This is a genomic window from Planococcus sp. ISL-110 (genome assembly GCF_018613575.1).
Taxonomy (GTDB): domain Bacteria; phylum Bacillota; class Bacilli; order Bacillales_A; family Planococcaceae; genus Planococcus.
The window spans coordinates 41,131-58,901 of sequence record NZ_JAGGPX010000009.1; the positions used below are offsets into that span (position 1 = coordinate 41,131).

Consider the following 17,771-nt stretch of genomic DNA (forward strand, 5'->3'; position numbering starts at 1 on the left):
AGAATTCTCTTCTATTTCATTTACACAAGATATTTTACGTTCTCCTATAATTAAAATTTAGCATTATAAATAAAGTTGGAAAGGTTAATTTACCTACTCTATCTTCTATTTTCTATCTCTTTAAACACTGGATAATGAATTCTCTGTTTAACCTAAATCGTTTCTCTCTTTTAACATCGTGAATCTTTCAGTTTTAGTATCAAAAGATATAGACACACTTTCAATTTTTTGATTTTGCTCAAGCGTAATAATTCGTTTTTTCTCGGTCAACCCTTCAGCTATCGTATTGAAGCAGTAAATCAGCAGCATGAAGACGAAAATCGGCGGGAGGATCATCCAGAATTGCTGGGTGACGAACGCCTCCCTGGAGATGGCAATCATTCCGGACAGCTCATAAATTTCTGGAATAAGTCGCCCGGGACCGTCCTGACTTGCTGCACCTCCCACGAAGATCGACAAGATGCCCAAATGTACAAACATCTGGAGCACTTGCACGACTTGCTGTGTCCAGTTCAGCACAAGCTTTGGCCACAACTGTGGATTGATGTGCTTAACCAAAATCCAAATCAGGGAACCACCCATCAAGACAGAGCTCTGCACATACTCTTTCTTCAGTGTTTCGTTCATTTCGTTGCCAATCGAGCTCATCGTGATCGGCAACACAATGAGTGACATGATCAATATTTGAATAGCGAGACGTTCAGGTAAGGTGGTGGTCCAATCTCCATGATTAATGAGGACTGGCACGAGTAACACAAAGACCAGCAGGCTTAAGGGCAGGAAATGCATCCCATCGGCAATCGAGGTCACGGCTTTTCTGATTCTATTGTTTAAATAGAAGACATAGATGAAGCCGAATACATAACCTGCAGCGATGCGGACCGTAGCAATGATGAATGTGATGGCAATGGTGTATTTGATGCCCACCAGCAATTGCTGGAAAATCGAATAACCATAAGGATCCGTTCCGAATGGAAGTTCGGAAGAAGGCGGATGTGGGGCACTGCTCAACATGCTGCCATCATCTGCATATAAGTATTGCGTTTGGCCGACCTGGTCATCGAAAAAGAGAAAGTAGAAGAGACTAATGAAGAACAGTCCTAAAACGATCAAGGATGGAATCGTGATTTTCAAACGCGAAAGGAAAACCGATCGCAACTTTGGAAAAATTTTCGTCGTCTCTTTTCTCTCTCTCCTGAAGATTGAGGAAATGAGTGCGCACATCTGAGTGACATCCAGTAAATGCAAATTAAACTTCCCAAAAACAGTATTCCGTTCGATACGTTCTTTATTGATCATCAGTTCAACGAATGCGTAAAAAAGAAAGAACGGCGTGAAAACCGTTGCGAGGATAAACGTGATCCCTTTCGGTGTGAAATCATTTCTTAGGTAATAAAGGATGCCCTCTATTCCAAACAGATGCTCGATGATGAGCAACGAAGAGATGGTGAGCCACACAATGGATTTCGACTGGAAGAACAAGCTTTTCAGTACATTGGAGGTGCAATGCTTCAGTAAAACCTCGGTATTTCCCAACCCTTTGCCTTTCGCAAGATCCACGTAAGGCTGCTTCCATTCGGCTTCAAAAAGAAGGACGAACAATTTGAAGAACAGCAGCGTCGGAAGAACCGACAAACAAAGGATCGGTGCCAAATAAACCAAATCGCCACCCAGGCTGTAGAAGTCGAGGACCAGGTAACCGGTTATTGCATAGATTTGGACGACCGCGATTTGAATCAGGAATATGTATGAAAAATCCGGGAACGACTCCAACACTTTTGCAGATTGCAAAATGATGGGTTTTGTACGTCCTTTTGACAGCATCACCAGCATTGCGAGTCCAAACGACAGCAAGAGTGCAAGGAGTAATGCAGCAATCAAAATTGGCATGGAATAAAGATAAGGACCGGTTAAATAGTGTGAAAAGGAGACATCAACCATATCGAACGTACCAGGAACACGGTAATTGAGCTGCCACTCGGCAGGGCGCAGCAAGGCAGTCAGTACTTGCCAGCATGTCTGGAAAAACAAGCGAATGTCGAACAATTGACCGGGTGAAAAGAGAACGGGAGCACAGCTGATCAACAGTATCCCGAGTAAGCCGAGTAAATATTTTAACGGGATGAGAACAATGTTTTTCAAGCAAATCCCTCCTTTCGGTGAGTGGATTTTGAATAACTGCCGTTACCCAATGAAATACTCCCTGTAAAAAACGAACGTCATAACGAGTGCAAAAATAAAATAAGTGAGAGAACCGAAAAAGACAAAAGAGGTAAATGCCGCCTTATTTTTTAACGGCATCCGAATACCGGTTTCGCCTCTCGTTTCCATGTCTGATTGACGGGTATACGGGCTGGTTCCACCTTTAAAGCTAAGAAGGGCCAACCCTGCGCAGACGACTCCGAAGGGAATGGATACGTCAACAAAGTTCATGTTAAATGTAGACGAAATCAACCAGTTTCCAATCCCAAGAACCAGGAGTGTTAATGTGAAAATAAGACCTGACTTCATAAAATTCCTCTCCTGTTTTTTTGATTTTGTGCTGTCGAAAGAAAGAAAAACTTCGATGAAATATTGGGAAATAAAAAGTCCTTCTTAAGTGTATACGGTAAAAAATACTAATAGTTTCAATTATTCGGAAAATATGTGTACCGCAACTATGCTTTATTAAGTTCCAGTCAATCTCCTTGCAATGTACGTAGGCCACTTTGTCTTAAATTAGCAACTAGAAGCTAGATATCATCTGACTTCTTGTTAAATGAACTTAGCTTCCCGTTTCAATATGTAGCTTACATGTCTTCAACCAGAAAGCAAGAAACGTTGCACCAGGTAAAACCGGCATGGAGAAGAGGTCCGGATGTTTTTAAAAAATCATCGTGTGAGATAGTTATGTTCTCGAATGAGTCAGCTACTTAGCAACTCAACTGCAAATTGTCAGAGGAAATTGAGTAGGCGGTACATCTATAACTATGGAATATATGCCGTAAAATCAAATGAGTTCCCTTTTATCATTAAGAAGGAAATATGGCTAACGAGAACAATACCTAAGATGTAAATATATATTTTATAATTAACTTTCTTGCAGAGTTCATTGCCTTACTCGATTTAGGCTGTTTCACTACTATATTGCTCTACCAACTTATAAAGGTTTTCTCCGCTTACTGGATGTCCTTGATTTAAAACCTTTCGATTATTTTTCATGTATATCATATGAGGAATCGCTTGAATCTTTAGATCTTGAAAAATATTTTCATTGATAGAAAAATCTATATCTTCGTTATTAAAGTGACGTAAATACTCTTTATTGTTTTCTAAAGATAAGTCATTAGAAATTACTAAAGTGTTTACACGATCAGAATTTATATTCCTCTTTATTTCTTTATAAATACTCTTACAGGCTCGACAACCGGGAGATAAAAACAATAATAAAAAATCTTTTTCTGTAGAATCATCAATCGTTAGTTCAATTTCCTGTTTTCCTATAGTTATAATTTTCATAGGTGGTATTTCTTCTATTAAATTTTGCTTGAAAAATGAAGGATTTTCTTTAATCTGCTCTACTAGCTGAATATATCTTCCTAAAAGTTTTAATATTTTAATATTTAAAATTACTAAAAATAATATGATGCCGTACGTTATTATAGCCAATACTAATAAAGTCTCACTCATTATTAAACACTTCCTCTTCCAAAAATCGTATTTTTTTCACTCGGTTTCTATATTCAACGTACAAGTAATAAGAAAGTGCAATAAGAAGACCTATAGTTAAATATGGAAGAATTTGTGGTATCTCTTCTACTGGATGTGGGAATACAATTAATATGATAAGGAGGGAGATCAAGACGCCATTTCTATAAACTGTTTCAATTGATAAATTTTCAGAATTTAACAATCCTCCGCAACCACAATTTATTTGTTCGCTACTCGTTTTAAGCTGATAAATGACAATTGATGTGTAGAGTACCAGAAGTGTTATTGAAGTAAAGATAGTCCAAAAATAATTGTAATTTAAAAGAAGACTTATAGAAATTAAAAATTCTACAAAAAACAAGCTTATCACAACAATCTTACCTGGTACGATGAAAGGTAAATTATAGAGAGATACGACCTTTAGATGTTCTTTAAAGTCTATAATTTTATTTAGAGAAGTCGATAGAAATATAATAATGATTAAGCTTTGTATAACTAAAGCAAGGTGAGTCATTTTCCGACCTCCTTTTCGCTGTGCCACTTAGCTTGCATATTATAAAGTTGCGCATATTCTTTATTAAGCGTAATCAACTCTTTATGAGTACCCTCTTCAATTAAATGGCCATCTGAAAAAACCAATATCCTATCTGCTATTTTTGTAGAAGCCATACGGTGAGAGATAAATATAGACGTTTTGTTCTCAGTTAAATTTTCAAATTGCTCATAAACTTTCATTTCAGCTTTCGGGTCTAATGAAGAAGTTGGTTCATCAAAGATAAATATTTCTCCTCCCTTATATAACGCCCTTGCAATTGCAATTTTTTGCCATTGCCCTTCTGACAAGTCTTCTCCATCTAAAAATATTTTCCCTAAAATAGTCTTAAGACCGAAAGGCAATTTGCTCACTATTGATTCTACTTCAGCTTTAGAAATTACTTTTTTTATTCTTTCTTGATCTACTTCCTTACTCAAAGTGATATTTTTTTCTAAGGAAAAGTTGTATTTTATGTAATCTTGAAAAATAATAGTTATATTTTTATGAAGTTCCTTAATATTAATTTTGCCTACATCAGTTCCATCGATTAAAATTTCTCCTTTGCTTAATGGATATAGACCCATCAAGCAGTTTATAAGAGTAGTCTTTCCTGATCCGTTTTCGCCTACTATAGCAATTTTTTCCCCATAGTTTATTTTAAAACTTACATTATTCAAAGCTAATTGCTCACTATAAGGGTATTTAAAAGAAACATTTTTAAATTCTAAGGAGCTTTTAAATGAAAATGATTTTTCTTTTATAGAAGAAGTTTTTTTCTGATTGGCATCGGTAAATTCTAAAAAATCAAATAAATCACTAATGTAAAGATTTTCACTATATATTTCTCCAATATTCGTAGCAATTTCTATTAAACTTTTTTCTACCATCTGAACACTCAACAAAATACTTACAAAGTCACCAATCTGCATCGCTTTGTTTCTAGCTATTAAAATTAAAAAAAGACTGATTATAAAATAGAGGATAGAAGACAGTACATTTATAGAGGTGTTCGCCTTTTCTCTAGATTTGACTAAATTCACTTGTTCTTTGCTTACTTTTTTAAAGAGAAAGGCCCATCTATCAAGAAAGTTGCCTTTTAAGTCAAACAGCCTTATCTCTCTGGCACTGTCTCTATCAGTTAGAAGAGCACTTAGATAAGAATGTTCTCTTGCTTCAGGAGTTTGAAAGACGTGCATGAGATATTGTTTCTTTCCAAACTTTATCTGAATATAAATAATAGGAAACACTACGATCACCACAATCACCATTAGCAACCAGTGGTATTGAACTAAATAAAAAGCTAAGCTAACCACAGTAATAATGGATCTAAGAATCTGAAAAGTTGAGTGTATAGGAGACATGAAACGGGCACCTTTGCTAAATTGAATTCTCTCTAAATGATTATGAAATTTATGATTTTCAAAATATGACAAAGGAGATTCTGCAGCTTTTTCTGATACTTTTTTTTCTAGTTCATAATCTATCTTCTTTTCAAACTTAACGTTCAGATAAGTTTGAAAGTTTGGGATACTTTTTTGGAAAGAGAACACCAATAGTTGTAAAATAAATAATTCTATTACAGTCTTACTATAAATAATCCCTTCCTCCGTTAATAAAAAAGACACTTCATTAACTATTTCTTTAGATAACCATACTGTCATTAAAGGGATTAGTCCGGTAACTATGGCCAAAAAAGAAGAAAATATAACCCACAATTTAGCGTGTTTATATATAAATCTAACTGCTTTTATGTAATATGAATTAGTCATTTTATCTCCAATTTTTACGGATTTTAAATAATGTATAAAGACGGATAATCAAATACAATTATCCGCCAGTTAAAAATTTTTTAAAATTACATAAACGAAATGCGTTTTACTTAACTGTACATTTTTACACAGTAACAAGCTTCTGATCCATCATAAGCGAGTCCGCACTTTTCATAATAACCACACGGACACGCAGGAACGCAAGGGGTTCTAGATATACCACTAAGGGATTTGGCAAAATTTTTCAGCATTTCTTCACCTCCTTTTTAAAAGAATATTAATGCTCCCTAATTTTTTATTAAAAGGGAACAAATCATGAATGAATATATTTTTTATATTTTCTAAAAAGTTGCGCAACTTATTTTTAATGATAAAGGACGGTGTATCGTTTGTAAATTTTGTCATATAACAAACAATTATTACCACATATGGAATAAAATTTGGAAATCGTATGTTATACTAAGTGAAACAACAAAATTATCAGTAATAATATATTTTTATCCTGTTTTTTTCCTGTAATTCATTTTAAGATTCAAACAAAATAATATTAATCATCCTTCTATGAAAAAGGAGAGGCTTTTTTTGAGTATAGGCAACAGAATTCGAAGAACAAGAAATCTTAGTGGTCTCAGCTCAGGAGAAGTTTGCGCAGGAATCGTTTCACCTTCTCATTTTAGTAATATTGAGAATAACCGATTTATGCCTGCAGCTGAAACACTATCGATGATAGCTGAGCGATTATCCGTTCCTCACAGCTATTTTATGTCAATTCATGAAGACGATAGTGAATTGGCAGAGCTGTTAAATGTATTGAATCAAAATATTGAAGAGGGAAATGTCGGAGGAATCCGACACTTCCTAAAGATTAATGAAAGCAAACTTTCATACATCTCATCTCTCAAGCAAGAAATGTACTTCAATCTTTTACAATTTTTTGCGTTCATAAAATTAAACTCTATCGATAAGGCAGTTTGTCTGTACCAAGAAAAAATCGTCTGTTTCAACATCACCACATTGACTGTTAATGAAGAACACCAACAAAGATACTATCATGTTTCAGGTTTATATTTTTTCTTCATTAAAGACTATGAGAAGAGCATTTATTTCTATAAAAAGGTATTGGAAATCCCTACAAGCCAATTGATTCATGCAAAAATATCCTTTAATATCGCACTTGCACTTTCTAAAATGCGTAAGTTCATTGAAGCTCTTACTTTTTCAGAAAGAGCTACAGATTTCTATTTCCACTTACACGATTGGAAAAGGATTGGGAATTGTTATAATTTATCTGCTTATATTGCACGCGAGCAGAAAAAATCGGATGACTCAGAAGCTTATATCCATAAGGGATTCGATATCCTCGACGAAAAATCGATTGCATTGAAGGCAATGCTTCTCCATAATTTAGCACTGATTCACAAAGACCGGGGTCACTTTGCTGAATCAATTGATTGCTTGAACTCTGCCATCCAGCTGAAATTGGAAAGTGGTCAAGCAGATTTGTTTCTTAGCTATCGAGTTAAGCTAGATGTCTTACTTGAAACAGAAGATTTACTTGCATTTAAAAAGCTGGCGGATGTCATTGAAGTCCACAGTCTGACAGCTATCGACCAAGCAAGTTTTTACTTTTTACTGGCCCAATACCATCATCTATTTGAGAGCTACGAACTTTATGAAAATTTAATGAAAAAGGCTGTTGATCTGCTCACAAAAGAACAGACAAATGAATGCCTTATTGCTGCTGCCGATCACTTCTCCCGATTTTACGAAAAGAACCATAAATATAAAATGGCTCTCCATTATCAAAAAATATGTACAGTTGCGCTAAAAAACTTTTAAGGAGGGAAATACGATGAAAAAGTTAATTATTTTGATTTCCGTTCTCTTAGCTGTGGTAGTAATCGAAACGTCAGATGTTCAAAGAAATGCTATTAATGGAGAACCTGGTATACCAGAAACTATCATAAAAGTTTGATGTATTATAAAATGTCTTACCATGAATCGACTAAGTGACTTTAAGGATTAAGAAGAATTTAAGTATTATTCATAGCACTCATATTAAATGCTGAGGACCTCCCATATAGACAGAACCCAGCTACTAACCGGTTTAATTTTTCTTATGTTACTTTAAAATTAATCCCGATATGGATGTTGAGTTTTTACCGCTGCATTACTATATATATTCAAGGCATATTTAGTTCTGCTAAATTTATACTCATACGAATTTCATAATGTGAAGAATCTTACTAAAAGACCCTGAAAGACAATAAGGAGAAGCACCAAGTTTCTAGTCTATAGAAGCTTGGTGCATTCTTAGTTGTATACTAATTTAGAAACTGTTTTGGATTTAGCCATATTATCGGCAAAATATTTTGAGAATACGATAAATGATAAAGATTTTTATAACTTAAAAGCCCCTTAATTTTTTTTACCTTTCATCGAATTTGTTTAAAAATGAATATTTAAATTTAACCGTTCGTAAAAGTACACCTTTCCGAACGCTTTAAAAAGGGCCAAAATACGATAAAAAAGAACGTCCGTAAAGGTGGCAACACACTTTACGGACGTTCGCTAAATTACATACACATTTACGAACACTTTTCCGGTGAGTGAAGGGAAACATTCATTTTACGGGATAAATTTTGTAACATCGTAAATTTGGCTATATACGAATTCTTTTTCTCTGTCCATTCCTTCTATCTGCATGATTGATTTTCCGCTTCATAGAGGAAAACAGTAACCCCTCCCTTTTTGGAAATCTGCGTTAGAATAGAAGATAAGTACATTACCTATCAGGAGGAATCGCAATGAGATTTGGCATTATCGGAACAAATTGGATCACCGATCGATTCATTAAAGCGGCAAAGCAGCATCCAGAATTTACGATTGGGGCAATTTATTCACGGACAACGGAAACTGGCAATGCGTTTGCGGCAAAGCATGACGTTGAAAACGTCTATACGGACATGAACGCGATGTTCAGCAGCGGGGACATTGAAGCGGTTTATATCGCCTCCCCCAACGCCTTCCATGCCGAGCAAAGCATCCTGGCCATGGAGCACGGCATCCACGTGCTGTGCGAAAAGCCTGCAGTAACGTCAGTCAAAGAAATGGACCGCGTCATCGAAGCTTCACATACCCACAAGATTACTTATATGGAAGCAATGAAATCCACGGTGACGCCGTCTTTCCTGAATTTGAAGAAGAATTTGGAAAAAATCGGACCGATCCGCCGTTTCGTTTTTCATTACAATCAATATTCTTCACGCTACGACAATTACAAGAACGGCGTCATCGAAAATGCCTTTAAGCCGGAACTGGGCAACGGCGCAAAAATGGATCTTGGCGTGTACGGCATCGCACCCGTTATCCATTTGGCAGGTGCTCCCGAATCAGCCATGAAAAATAATTATCTCCTGTCTACAGGAGCAGATGGACAAGGCAGCATGATTCTGAACTATGCCGGTCTGGAAGCCATCATCATGTATTCGAAGATTTCGGATTCCTTTATGCCGAGTGAAATCCAGGGCGAGAACGGCATCATCGAAATCGACCGAATCAGTGACCCGAAGCACATCACCATCAAATACCGGGATGGCGGGACAGAAGATTTGTCTATAGCACACGAATTCGATACGATGTATTACGAATTGGCAGAGTTCATGGACTGCGTGAAAAACGGGCAGCTGGAATCCGCCATCAATACGCACGCCATTTCACGCGAAGTGACGAAACTGCTGGTGTGAAGCTAAAGATTTGAGCAAACCGGGATATAGGTATTGGCTTTTTTCCATTGCTTTAGAGAATATAAGATGAAAAAACCGCTCCAGGCGGACGCTTTCCCGGGGTGCGGCTTCAGACGCTTCCCCCGCTTTGCTCAGTCCAGTGTCTTCAGCTCGTACTGCTCTCCCCCAGGAGCCGCCGCCTTCCGCTCTTTTTCTGAGCATCCTGTAACTCTTAGTAAACGAAAAACCGAATTGTATGTTACAAGTAAGATATGGAGCAAAATAGTACTCATTAAGAATGATTCACTCAACATAGATTATTCTTTTTCAAATTTAACTTGATGAAAATCACTACTTCGACAACAAAGGAAGTGCACTATGATAAAAGGAATCATATTCGATTTTGACGGGTTGATTTTTGATACGGAAACACATCAATACCGGATTCTCCAGGAAATGTTCAGCGAATATGGCAGTGAATTGCCGCTTGCGCTGTGGCAAAATGAAGTCGGAACAGACAGTGGATTTTCTCCGTTCCACTATATGGAGCAGCAGATCGGTAAACCAGTGGAGCATGCGCTTCTCGAAGAACAATACGAAAAAAAGTTTCTTTCAACTTTATCCCAGGAAAAAGCCCGTGACGGTGTGGAGGATTACTTGAAGATGGCGCAGGAGTTGGAGTTGAAGATTGGGCTGGCGTCCAGTTCCAGCTACCGTTGGGTCTCCAGCCACCTGAAAAACCTTGAGCTGTTCGATTATTTCCAGTGCATCCGAACCTCCGATCATGTGGAAAAAGTAAAGCCTGATCCCGCTCTGTATATTCAAGCGGCTCAAGGTTTGGATCTGCATCCCGAAAACTGCCTGGTTTTTGAGGATTCTGCTCATGGCGCAACAGCTGCTAAACGGGCTGGCATGGGCTGTGTTATCGTACCGAACAAAATAACCAGCACGATGGATTTCTGCAAGGTTGAACACCGGCTCGATTCCATGGCGGATATGCCGCTGAAAGATCTTCTTCAATATGTGGCTTCAGTGAAAGTAAAACGTTAATAATCGAAAAAGATGGTACTGGATAAATTCCAATACCATCTTTTTTGTTGTGGTGAAGCTCTTGTTATTTCTTCGCGGTATACTTCCTGATCGCCGGCAGAATCTCTGTGCCGATCAAATCGATGTTGCGTTTCAGGCGGTCGATCGGGACGCCGCCAAAATCCATTTGCGCGATATAGCGCTGGTGTCCGAACATTTCATGCTGGTACAGGATTTTTTCGATGATCTGCTGTGGACTGCCGATGTTCATGACGCTGTCCTTTTGTGCACCGTGCATAAACGCCGCTTGTGGATAACCTTGGCCATTGGTTTTGTGCATACCTTTGTCCACATGTGGATAAACTTCTTCCATTGCCTGTTGGGTGGTTTCGGCCGCATTAAAAAATCCGGCCGTCGCTACCGGCAGTTCAGAGGGACTAAAACCGCTTTCCTTGGCAGCGTTGCGGTAGGCGTCGATTGTGTACTGAAAGTTTTCTGCAGGACCGCCGAGCGTTGCAAGCATCATTGGCACGCCGGCATGTCCCGCTTTGATGGCACTCGCCGGATGGCCGCCGACTGCACGCCAAATCGGCAGCGAACCTGTCGTGGGACGCGGGATGACCTGTGCATCGCGGAGCGGCGCACGGAAACGGCCGCTCCAATCGACCGTTTCCTGGCTGTTGATCTGCAGCAGCAAATCGAATTTCTCTTCATACAATTCCTCGTAATAACGGATGTCGTAGCCGAGCAGCTCAAACAAGCCGACACGCGAAGCACGCCCCGCAATGATTTCTGCACGTCCGTTCGAAATCAAATCAATGGTGGCAAAATCCTCAAAAACGCGCACCGGATCCGATGTACTGATGATGGTAGAAGAGCTGGAAATCTTGATGTTTTTGGTCGCCTGGGCAATCGCTGCCAGCACAACCGTATGCGCCTGGGTCGCGAAATATTCCTGATGGCTTTCCCCAACGCTGAAGAAATCCAGCCCCGCCTGATCTGCCAGCTGCGCGAGCCCGATAATTTCCTGAATGCGCTCTCCTGCCGAAATCCGCTGTCCTGTATGCGGGTCGGGAAGATGATCTCCCAATGTATACAAGCCAAACTCCATGCCTTTGTCCGGGTTGATGCGGTATTGTTCCATGTCCATTGTCATTCCTTCCTATTGTCCACTATTTTACATAAGCCCAGTATAATCTGACGGATGAGCCGACTAGAACTAATATGCCTGACCAAGAAAAAAAGAGCAGTCTCCATAATAAAACCGGAACCGCTCTTTCTTTATTTATTTCAACTGCGTTGCGGCAATGGCGAAATAAGAACCCGGCTCTTCCGAAAATTCCACACGTTCAAAATGGGCTTGGAACCCCGCGTCCGCAAGCAGCCTCTCCCATTCCGGCATGGAAAACAAGCCGGCCTTGGCGCTGTCGTGTTCGTGGGTAATCTGTCCATTACTATCCCGCATGAGGTAAGCGTATTCCGTTTCCGTCACCCCATCTTCCGGATCGCTGTCGTAACTCCATTCCAAATACCGCATGCCCCGTCCGCCTTTATCGACTCCACCATGGTCTGTCCGTGGTTCGAAGGTCTCCATGTACTGATCCGGCATAATGAACAACAGGCCGTCCTGTTTTAAATGCTTTTTGGCATTCTTCATGACCGCCAGCAACTCGGCTTTATCTGTAAAATAGGAAATCGCGTCGTGGATAAACACAAGATCAAACTCGGTCCCGGCGGCAATCGTCCGCATGTCCCCTTGCATATGCAGACAGTCCGGATTCAGCTCGCGGCTGACCTCCAGCATGTCGGGCGACAGGTCCGTCAAAGTCATCGAAAAATACTTTTTCAGGTAAAAGGCATTGCTGCCGCCTCCTGAACCAAACTCTACCGCGTCCTTGATAGCGGGATGGTACTGCCGGATAATTTTCAAGAAAAGATGGGCTTCTTCCTCGTATTCCGTGTGCGGGGACATCAACGGCCACCATTTCGCCAATTCCTTATACAGCTTCATCTGGATCACCCTTCCGATTTTTCTTTTATTATATAGCGGTTGAGGAGAAAGTGCGGAAGAAAGTGCTCTATACTCCATCACAAGTAAACATAGACTAGTTAACCCAGGACTATTAAACTACAATAAACTTAACTAGAAATTTGCCCTTATCTATTCGAAAGAAGGAGATGAAAGATGAAAAAAGTTCTTTTATGGATTGCCGTGGCAATCCTTATTATCCATCTCGTGACCGGATACCACGCCACTCCAGAAGGTGCATTCGAAGAACTGCAGCAATCAACAGATGCCACCCTTATTCCTCTAGTGGATGAGGGGCATGTAATCCTACTAGATGAAAACGGAGGACTTTCCATTGCGCTCATGATTACCGAGCGCGGTTTCTTGGTTACCACCCTTTACACGGATTTTGAAACTTTCCCTACCAACTTGAATGTGTTTGATGTGGATCTGGATCATACAATTGCATTTTTAAACGCACCTGGGAATTGGGAGCATGCTTACGGCCTTGTTAAAAGTGAAGAGGTAAAATATTTGGCAAGTTCATGGCCCCTGGAATACGAAGACCCATTAACAGTCCACCCTTTAGCAGATTACATCCTCGACTCCGCTGCCGAAGATCTCGTTCTCTGGGACTTTCCTCAAGAGCTGGAAAAGGATACCCTGCAGTCTTCCTTCTATTTTCTGGATGCAAATGAAACATTGATTGAGAGAATTAAAAATGATTATAGAGTAGAAGAGTTTTTTGTTAGCGAAGACTCATAGAAATGGCAGAGAGTTACTAAAGTGACTCGGATAAAGAAGGCTAAATCCATTTGGTTTCTCACGCTGCACCAAACTGCATTTGGAATTGCGCTTTCACCTGAAAAAACACCGCTTATCGTGTTGGATTTCATTGTCCTCGCACCCATTTGCATGACGCCATATCACAACAGATGAATGCATCCGCTTCCCTATGGTAAAGTGATGGCATATGACAGGAGGGGGGAACGCGATTGAATATTAATATCGATTCTCTTGTTACTTTTTTATTTATATGGGGAACACCGCTCGTTCTGATGAGTTGGGCCTATTTAAAGATGGATGCAGATGACCGGAAATCAGCGATGAACGACTTCAAATCACGCCGCTTTATCGTGACCATCGGTTCGGTTACATTCGGAGCTTTTCTGATACATCTCGGAAGCGTGCTGTCTGTTCAGCTTTTGGAAACAATCGGACTTTTCATATTGGCTTTGGGCGGAATTTTTTCAATAATCACTACGTGGAAGAGCAGCAAAGGCCGGAGCCTGTTAATTTTCGCACTGATTTGCTTTATGATTTATCTCAACGTCAGCTGACTTGGCTGCCGGTTTGCCGGGAGATCCTTCCGGGAACCCATAGGTTAATGGATTAAGATGAAAAAAGGGGGATGAACATGATCTTTTTTATTATTTGGCTATTGCTGATCAGCTATGCCGTGTTTCTGGCACCCGGCGGCGATACTGATCCTATCATGTCAAACATATTCAGCGGCAATTTCGGGGAAATCGATCCGCTGGTGTTTGCCATCTTCAATTCACTCGGCTTGTTTCCGATGGTATTTTTGACCTTATTGCTGCTGAATGACCGGCAGAAATGGCCGGCGTGGCCGTTCGCCCTGCTATCGTTTGGCATCGGTGCTTTTTCGCTCCTGCTTTATTTCGCATTCGGTGACCGAAAGGCCGAAAAAAGGCTGCGGACTCCGGATTGGCTCGTGCGTTTTCTTGGCTCCCGCTTCTGGCTGATCCTCTTGATGGTGTCTTGGCTTGCCAATGGGCTGACGCTGCTGCAGGGCTTTTCGCTGGCAGCCTACCGGGAAGCCTTTTTCGCATCGAGTCTGGTCTCCGTCATGACCGTCGACTGGCTTGTGCTGTGGGGCTTGTCCGTCTATGCTGTCCACCGCTTCTACCCGCAGGCAGAACTCAAGGCCCTCGCCTGGATCCCGGTTATCGGACCGGTACTGGTGCTGTTCATCAATAAAAAAAACCAGACCCTATAAAAATACGGCCATTACGCTGAAATTTGCGGAATGGCCGTATTTATTTCTGCTTACTGAGCTGTCATGCCGCCGTCCACCACAAACTCCGAGCCTGTGGAATAGCTTGCTTCGTCAGACGCCAGGAACAACACCATATTGGATACTTCCTCCGACTGGGCGACGCGCTTTAATGGAATACATTTCGAAAATTCCTCAACAGCCGCCTTAGCGTCTTCCTGAACAACCATTGGTGTAGCAATAACGCCCGGATGGACGGGATCACCGTCTTCATGCCAAGGAATACCGAAACCTGATTGAATGCACCGTCCCCAAGTTCTTCTGCCAAAGCCTGGCCTTTCTTTTCGTTCAAATCCGTCAGTACGACTCTTGCGCCTTCTTCGATGAATTTCTTCGCATGGGATCCGCCCCTACCTTGTGCTCCACCGGTGATGAATGCGACTTTTCCTGCTAAACGGACCATATTCTGTTACTTCTAAAATTTTGCTGAAAATCGGCTTGTAAATAAACTGCGTTTGTAATTTAACAGATAATAATTCAGTTTGTCCATCTCTAAAGATTCATGTCATACTTAATTCACTAGCTTGTCCATTTTCCGGACACAACAGGAGGAGAACAACATGGACCCCACGGAAGACCGCCGCATCCTGCGGACCAAAAAAAAACTGAAAACAGCACTGCTGCAGTTATTGGAAGAAAAAGGGTTGCACGAACTGACCATCACGGAAGTCACTAAACACGCAAACTGCAACCGCGTCACGTTCTACTCTCATTACAAGGACTTGAACGAGCTGCTTGCCGCTATCGTTGAAGATCATCTGGACGGTCTCGTAAACCATTTCCGAAAAGGTTTTCAGGAACTGGAACGCTTTTCTTCAACAGATGTGCAGCGCCACCTGCCAATTTTCGCGTACATTTACGAACACCGGTTTATCTTCCGGCTGATCATTAAAGGCGAAGTGTTACCCGGATCTCAGAACCAGTTTTGCGAAAGCCTTGTGCAGGTAGCCGCTACTGAGCTGCGCCTGGAGGAAGAAAGCAACCTGGAAATTTCGGCGCTCAATTATTTCATGACCTATGGCAGCCTGGGCTTTTTCCTTTACTGGACCAAACAGGATTTTAAGGATTCTCCTGAAATCATGGCTGAAAAACTGGCCGCCCTGCACGGCAAAATGTATGAAGGCGCAGTTGTGGTCGAAGATAAAAAACAGTGAAAAAGGCATTCCCCGAAGGAATGCCTTTTTCATTGAGATGTCGTACGTATTCATGAATTTTCACTTTTCTTATTGTGCGATATATCCGCCATACGGCATGGATAGTTGTTCTCCTTACATAAGAAGTTGCTTTAGCGGTCAGACATGATTGCTTGAACGAATTCAGCCGGTTATCCCCAATTCACCAGCAAAAAATTTCATAAACGCAGAATCCCTTGATTTATCCAGTGGAATCTTGCATATGTGGATGATTTCAGCCCAAAACGGGGATAACCTTGCCGCTTCGTCATTCTTTTCCATTTATCCACATGTGGATAAAGTATGACTGCCACTTGTGGTTTCCCATCCACAAGTGACAGTCAAAAATCCATATTTTTCAGTTCACCCGATAAAGGAAGAGAAGTTCTGTAAGATCTAGGTATATAGAAAAACTCTTTCCTGCAATGACCAAATAAAAAGTTTCGTTGGTGTGAAAAATGGACTATCCGGGTATTTTAGGAGTATAAAAGAATACTGATTTCATGCAGCTGAATTTGAGAAAGAGGTGCAGGTGATGGAGCAGGAAAAAAACAAGAATGCATTAAGCCACGCGGCTTCCTGGTTTGCAAAATGGGTGCTGAACAATAAGGCCGTATCCATACTGATCATTATTTTGTTGATTCAGGTGAATTTGCTGCTGCTTCCCAGAATCAGTTTCATTTTCGAGCCGTTAAGCGCTTTTTTTAGTGTCATGGGGCTGCCGCTGATCATGTCCGGTGTCTTGTATTACCTGCTGAGCCCACTCATTGATTGGATGGAAACTAAAAAAATCAATCGGATAGCCAGCATTTTAATCGTTTTTGTAGTAGCTGCCGGATTTCTGGTCTGGGGCATCACGGCATTGATACCGATTATCCGCGAACAGACGCTGAGCCTTCTGAACAATTGGCCGGACTATTTAGCGAGTTTCATCGCAAAGATCGATGCCTTTTTCCAAATCGACTTGCTGTCGCGGCTGCAGATGCAGTTAACCGGTGACGGCGACAGCATCGCCACTTCCATTACAGACCGGGCAGAAGGGCTCTTCGGTACGACTGTTAGCGGTATCGGCAATGTGTTCGATGTTCTGTCGACGACCGTTCTGGCAGTCATCACGACACCCTTCATCCTGTTTTACTTGCTGAAAGACGGCCACAATTTGCCCTACCACATCATGAAGTTTGTACCTTCGAAGATGCGGGAAAATACTTATCTTCTGATGCGCGAGATGAACCTGCAGATCAGCCATTACATCCGTGGCCAGTTGCTCGTCGCCTTTTTCGTTGGGCTGATGTTCTGGATCGGCTTGAGCATCATTGGCCTTGAGTATGCGTTGACGCTTGGAATCCTGGCGGGTGCCTTAAACCTGATTCCGTTTTTGGGTACATTTATCGCCTTGTTGCCAATCGTCATCATTGCCATTGTGCTGTACCCTCCCCTCATGCTGGTCAAGGTGCTGATCGTCTTCGCCATCGAGCAGACCTTGGAGGGACGCGTAGTTCAGCCGCTCATTCTCGGAAGCAGTTTGAAGATCCACCCTGTCACCATCATCGCCGTCCTGTTGACTGCGGGCAGTCTTTTCGGTTTACCGGGTGTCATCCTCGGAATACCTGCCTATGCGATCATTAAAGTGATCCTGGTGCATCTATTCACCTGGTACCAGTCCTATACCGGACTGTACAAAGATGACTCTAATCCAGCGCCACAACCACGGATCTCTGACAAGAAAAAGAAAAAACAGCTAAGCTTGAAAAAGAAGCTGTGAC

General features: G+C 41.1%; 16 protein-coding genes and 1 pseudogene. 9 read left to right on the top strand and 8 right to left on the bottom strand.

Features of this window, described 5'->3' with window-relative positions; all coding sequences use genetic code 11:
* Nucleotides 1-147: 147 nt before the first annotated feature.
* The 5 genes from J7I83_RS05350 to J7I83_RS05370 form a co-directional block, all read right to left on the bottom strand.
* Nucleotides 148-2,142 (bottom strand): hypothetical protein, encoded by a 1,995-nt coding sequence (locus J7I83_RS05350; protein ID WP_215099648.1) that lies wholly within the window; start codon nt 2,140-2,142, stop codon nt 148-150.
* Between the two features lie 42 nt (nt 2,143-2,184).
* Complete coding sequence (locus J7I83_RS05355; RefSeq protein ID WP_215099649.1) at nt 2,185-2,511, bottom strand: hypothetical protein; 327 nt, start codon at nt 2,509-2,511, stop codon at nt 2,185-2,187.
* A gap of 594 nt (nt 2,512-3,105) precedes the next feature.
* Nucleotides 3,106-3,669, bottom strand: a complete 564-nt coding sequence (locus tag J7I83_RS05360; protein ID WP_215099650.1) for a thioredoxin-like domain-containing protein — start codon at nt 3,667-3,669, stop codon at nt 3,106-3,108.
* Nucleotides 3,662-4,204, bottom strand: a complete 543-nt coding sequence (locus tag J7I83_RS05365) for a MauE/DoxX family redox-associated membrane protein (RefSeq protein WP_215099651.1) — start codon at nt 4,202-4,204, stop codon at nt 3,662-3,664. The genes J7I83_RS05360 and J7I83_RS05365 overlap by 8 nt, the downstream gene beginning before the upstream one ends.
* On the bottom strand, nt 4,201-5,994 hold the full coding sequence (locus tag J7I83_RS05370; protein ID WP_215099652.1) for an ABC transporter ATP-binding protein: 1,794 nt from the start codon (nt 5,992-5,994) through the stop codon (nt 4,201-4,203). Before J7I83_RS05370 ends, J7I83_RS05365 begins: the two co-directional genes overlap by 4 nt.
* Nucleotides 5,995-6,576: 582 nt before the next feature.
* Between J7I83_RS05370 and J7I83_RS05375 the strand changes: the two genes are divergently transcribed.
* From J7I83_RS05375 to J7I83_RS05385, 4 genes are all read left to right on the top strand, one after another.
* Nucleotides 6,577-7,833 carry a helix-turn-helix domain-containing protein gene (locus tag J7I83_RS05375; protein ID WP_215099653.1) on the top strand — a complete coding sequence of 419 codons (1,257 nt, stop codon included), beginning with the start codon at nt 6,577-6,579 and terminating at the stop codon, nt 7,831-7,833.
* Nucleotides 7,834-7,846: 13 nt separating this feature from the next.
* On the top strand, nt 7,847-7,969 hold the full coding sequence (locus tag J7I83_RS17985) for a hypothetical protein (protein WP_285228674.1): 123 nt from the start codon (nt 7,847-7,849) through the stop codon (nt 7,967-7,969).
* Between the two features lie 832 nt (nt 7,970-8,801).
* Nucleotides 8,802-9,740 (top strand): Gfo/Idh/MocA family protein, encoded by a 939-nt coding sequence (locus J7I83_RS05380; RefSeq protein WP_215099654.1) that lies wholly within the window; start codon nt 8,802-8,804, stop codon nt 9,738-9,740.
* A 357-nt stretch (nt 9,741-10,097) separates the two neighbouring features.
* Complete coding sequence (locus tag J7I83_RS05385; protein ID WP_215099655.1) at nt 10,098-10,769, top strand: HAD family hydrolase; 672 nt, start codon at nt 10,098-10,100, stop codon at nt 10,767-10,769.
* Nucleotides 10,770-10,833: 64 nt separating this feature from the next.
* Here J7I83_RS05385 and J7I83_RS05390 read toward each other — a convergent pair whose 3' ends face one another.
* A complete protein-coding gene (locus tag J7I83_RS05390) occupies nt 10,834-11,892 on the bottom strand; it encodes an LLM class flavin-dependent oxidoreductase (protein WP_215099708.1) in 1,059 nt (352 codons plus the stop codon).
* A gap of 141 nt (nt 11,893-12,033) precedes the next feature.
* Entirely contained in the window at nt 12,034-12,759 is a 726-nt protein-coding gene (locus tag J7I83_RS05395; protein ID WP_215099656.1) for a class I SAM-dependent methyltransferase, read from the bottom strand.
* A 174-nt stretch (nt 12,760-12,933) separates the two neighbouring features.
* Here J7I83_RS05395 and J7I83_RS05400 point away from each other — a divergent pair, with 174 nt between their 5' ends.
* The 3 genes from J7I83_RS05400 (at nt 12,934) to J7I83_RS05410 (ending at nt 14,776) form a co-directional block, all read left to right on the top strand.
* On the top strand, nt 12,934-13,521 hold the full coding sequence (locus J7I83_RS05400) for a hypothetical protein (RefSeq protein WP_215099657.1): 588 nt from the start codon (nt 12,934-12,936) through the stop codon (nt 13,519-13,521).
* A gap of 230 nt (nt 13,522-13,751) precedes the next feature.
* Nucleotides 13,752-14,096, top strand: a complete 345-nt coding sequence (locus J7I83_RS05405) for a hypothetical protein (protein ID WP_215099658.1) — start codon at nt 13,752-13,754, stop codon at nt 14,094-14,096.
* Nucleotides 14,097-14,173: 77 nt separating this feature from the next.
* The gene (locus J7I83_RS05410) at nt 14,174-14,776 is read left to right on the top strand and encodes a hypothetical protein (protein ID WP_215099659.1); all 603 of its coding nucleotides are present in this window, start codon (nt 14,174-14,176) and stop codon (nt 14,774-14,776) included.
* 50 nt (nt 14,777-14,826) lie between these two features.
* Here the strand turns inward: J7I83_RS05410 and J7I83_RS05415 are convergent.
* Nucleotides 14,827-15,236, bottom strand: a pseudogene (locus J7I83_RS05415) (SDR family oxidoreductase).
* 157 nt (nt 15,237-15,393) lie between these two features.
* Here J7I83_RS05415 and J7I83_RS05420 point away from each other — a divergent pair.
* Nucleotides 15,394-15,987 carry a TetR/AcrR family transcriptional regulator gene (locus J7I83_RS05420; RefSeq protein ID WP_215099660.1) on the top strand — a complete coding sequence of 198 codons (594 nt, stop codon included), beginning with the start codon at nt 15,394-15,396 and terminating at the stop codon, nt 15,985-15,987.
* 553 nt (nt 15,988-16,540) lie between these two features.
* Nucleotides 16,541-17,770, top strand: coding sequence for an AI-2E family transporter (locus J7I83_RS05425; protein ID WP_215099661.1), 1,230 nt, complete (start codon nt 16,541-16,543; stop codon nt 17,768-17,770).
* Nucleotide 17,771: the final 1 nt, after the last annotated feature.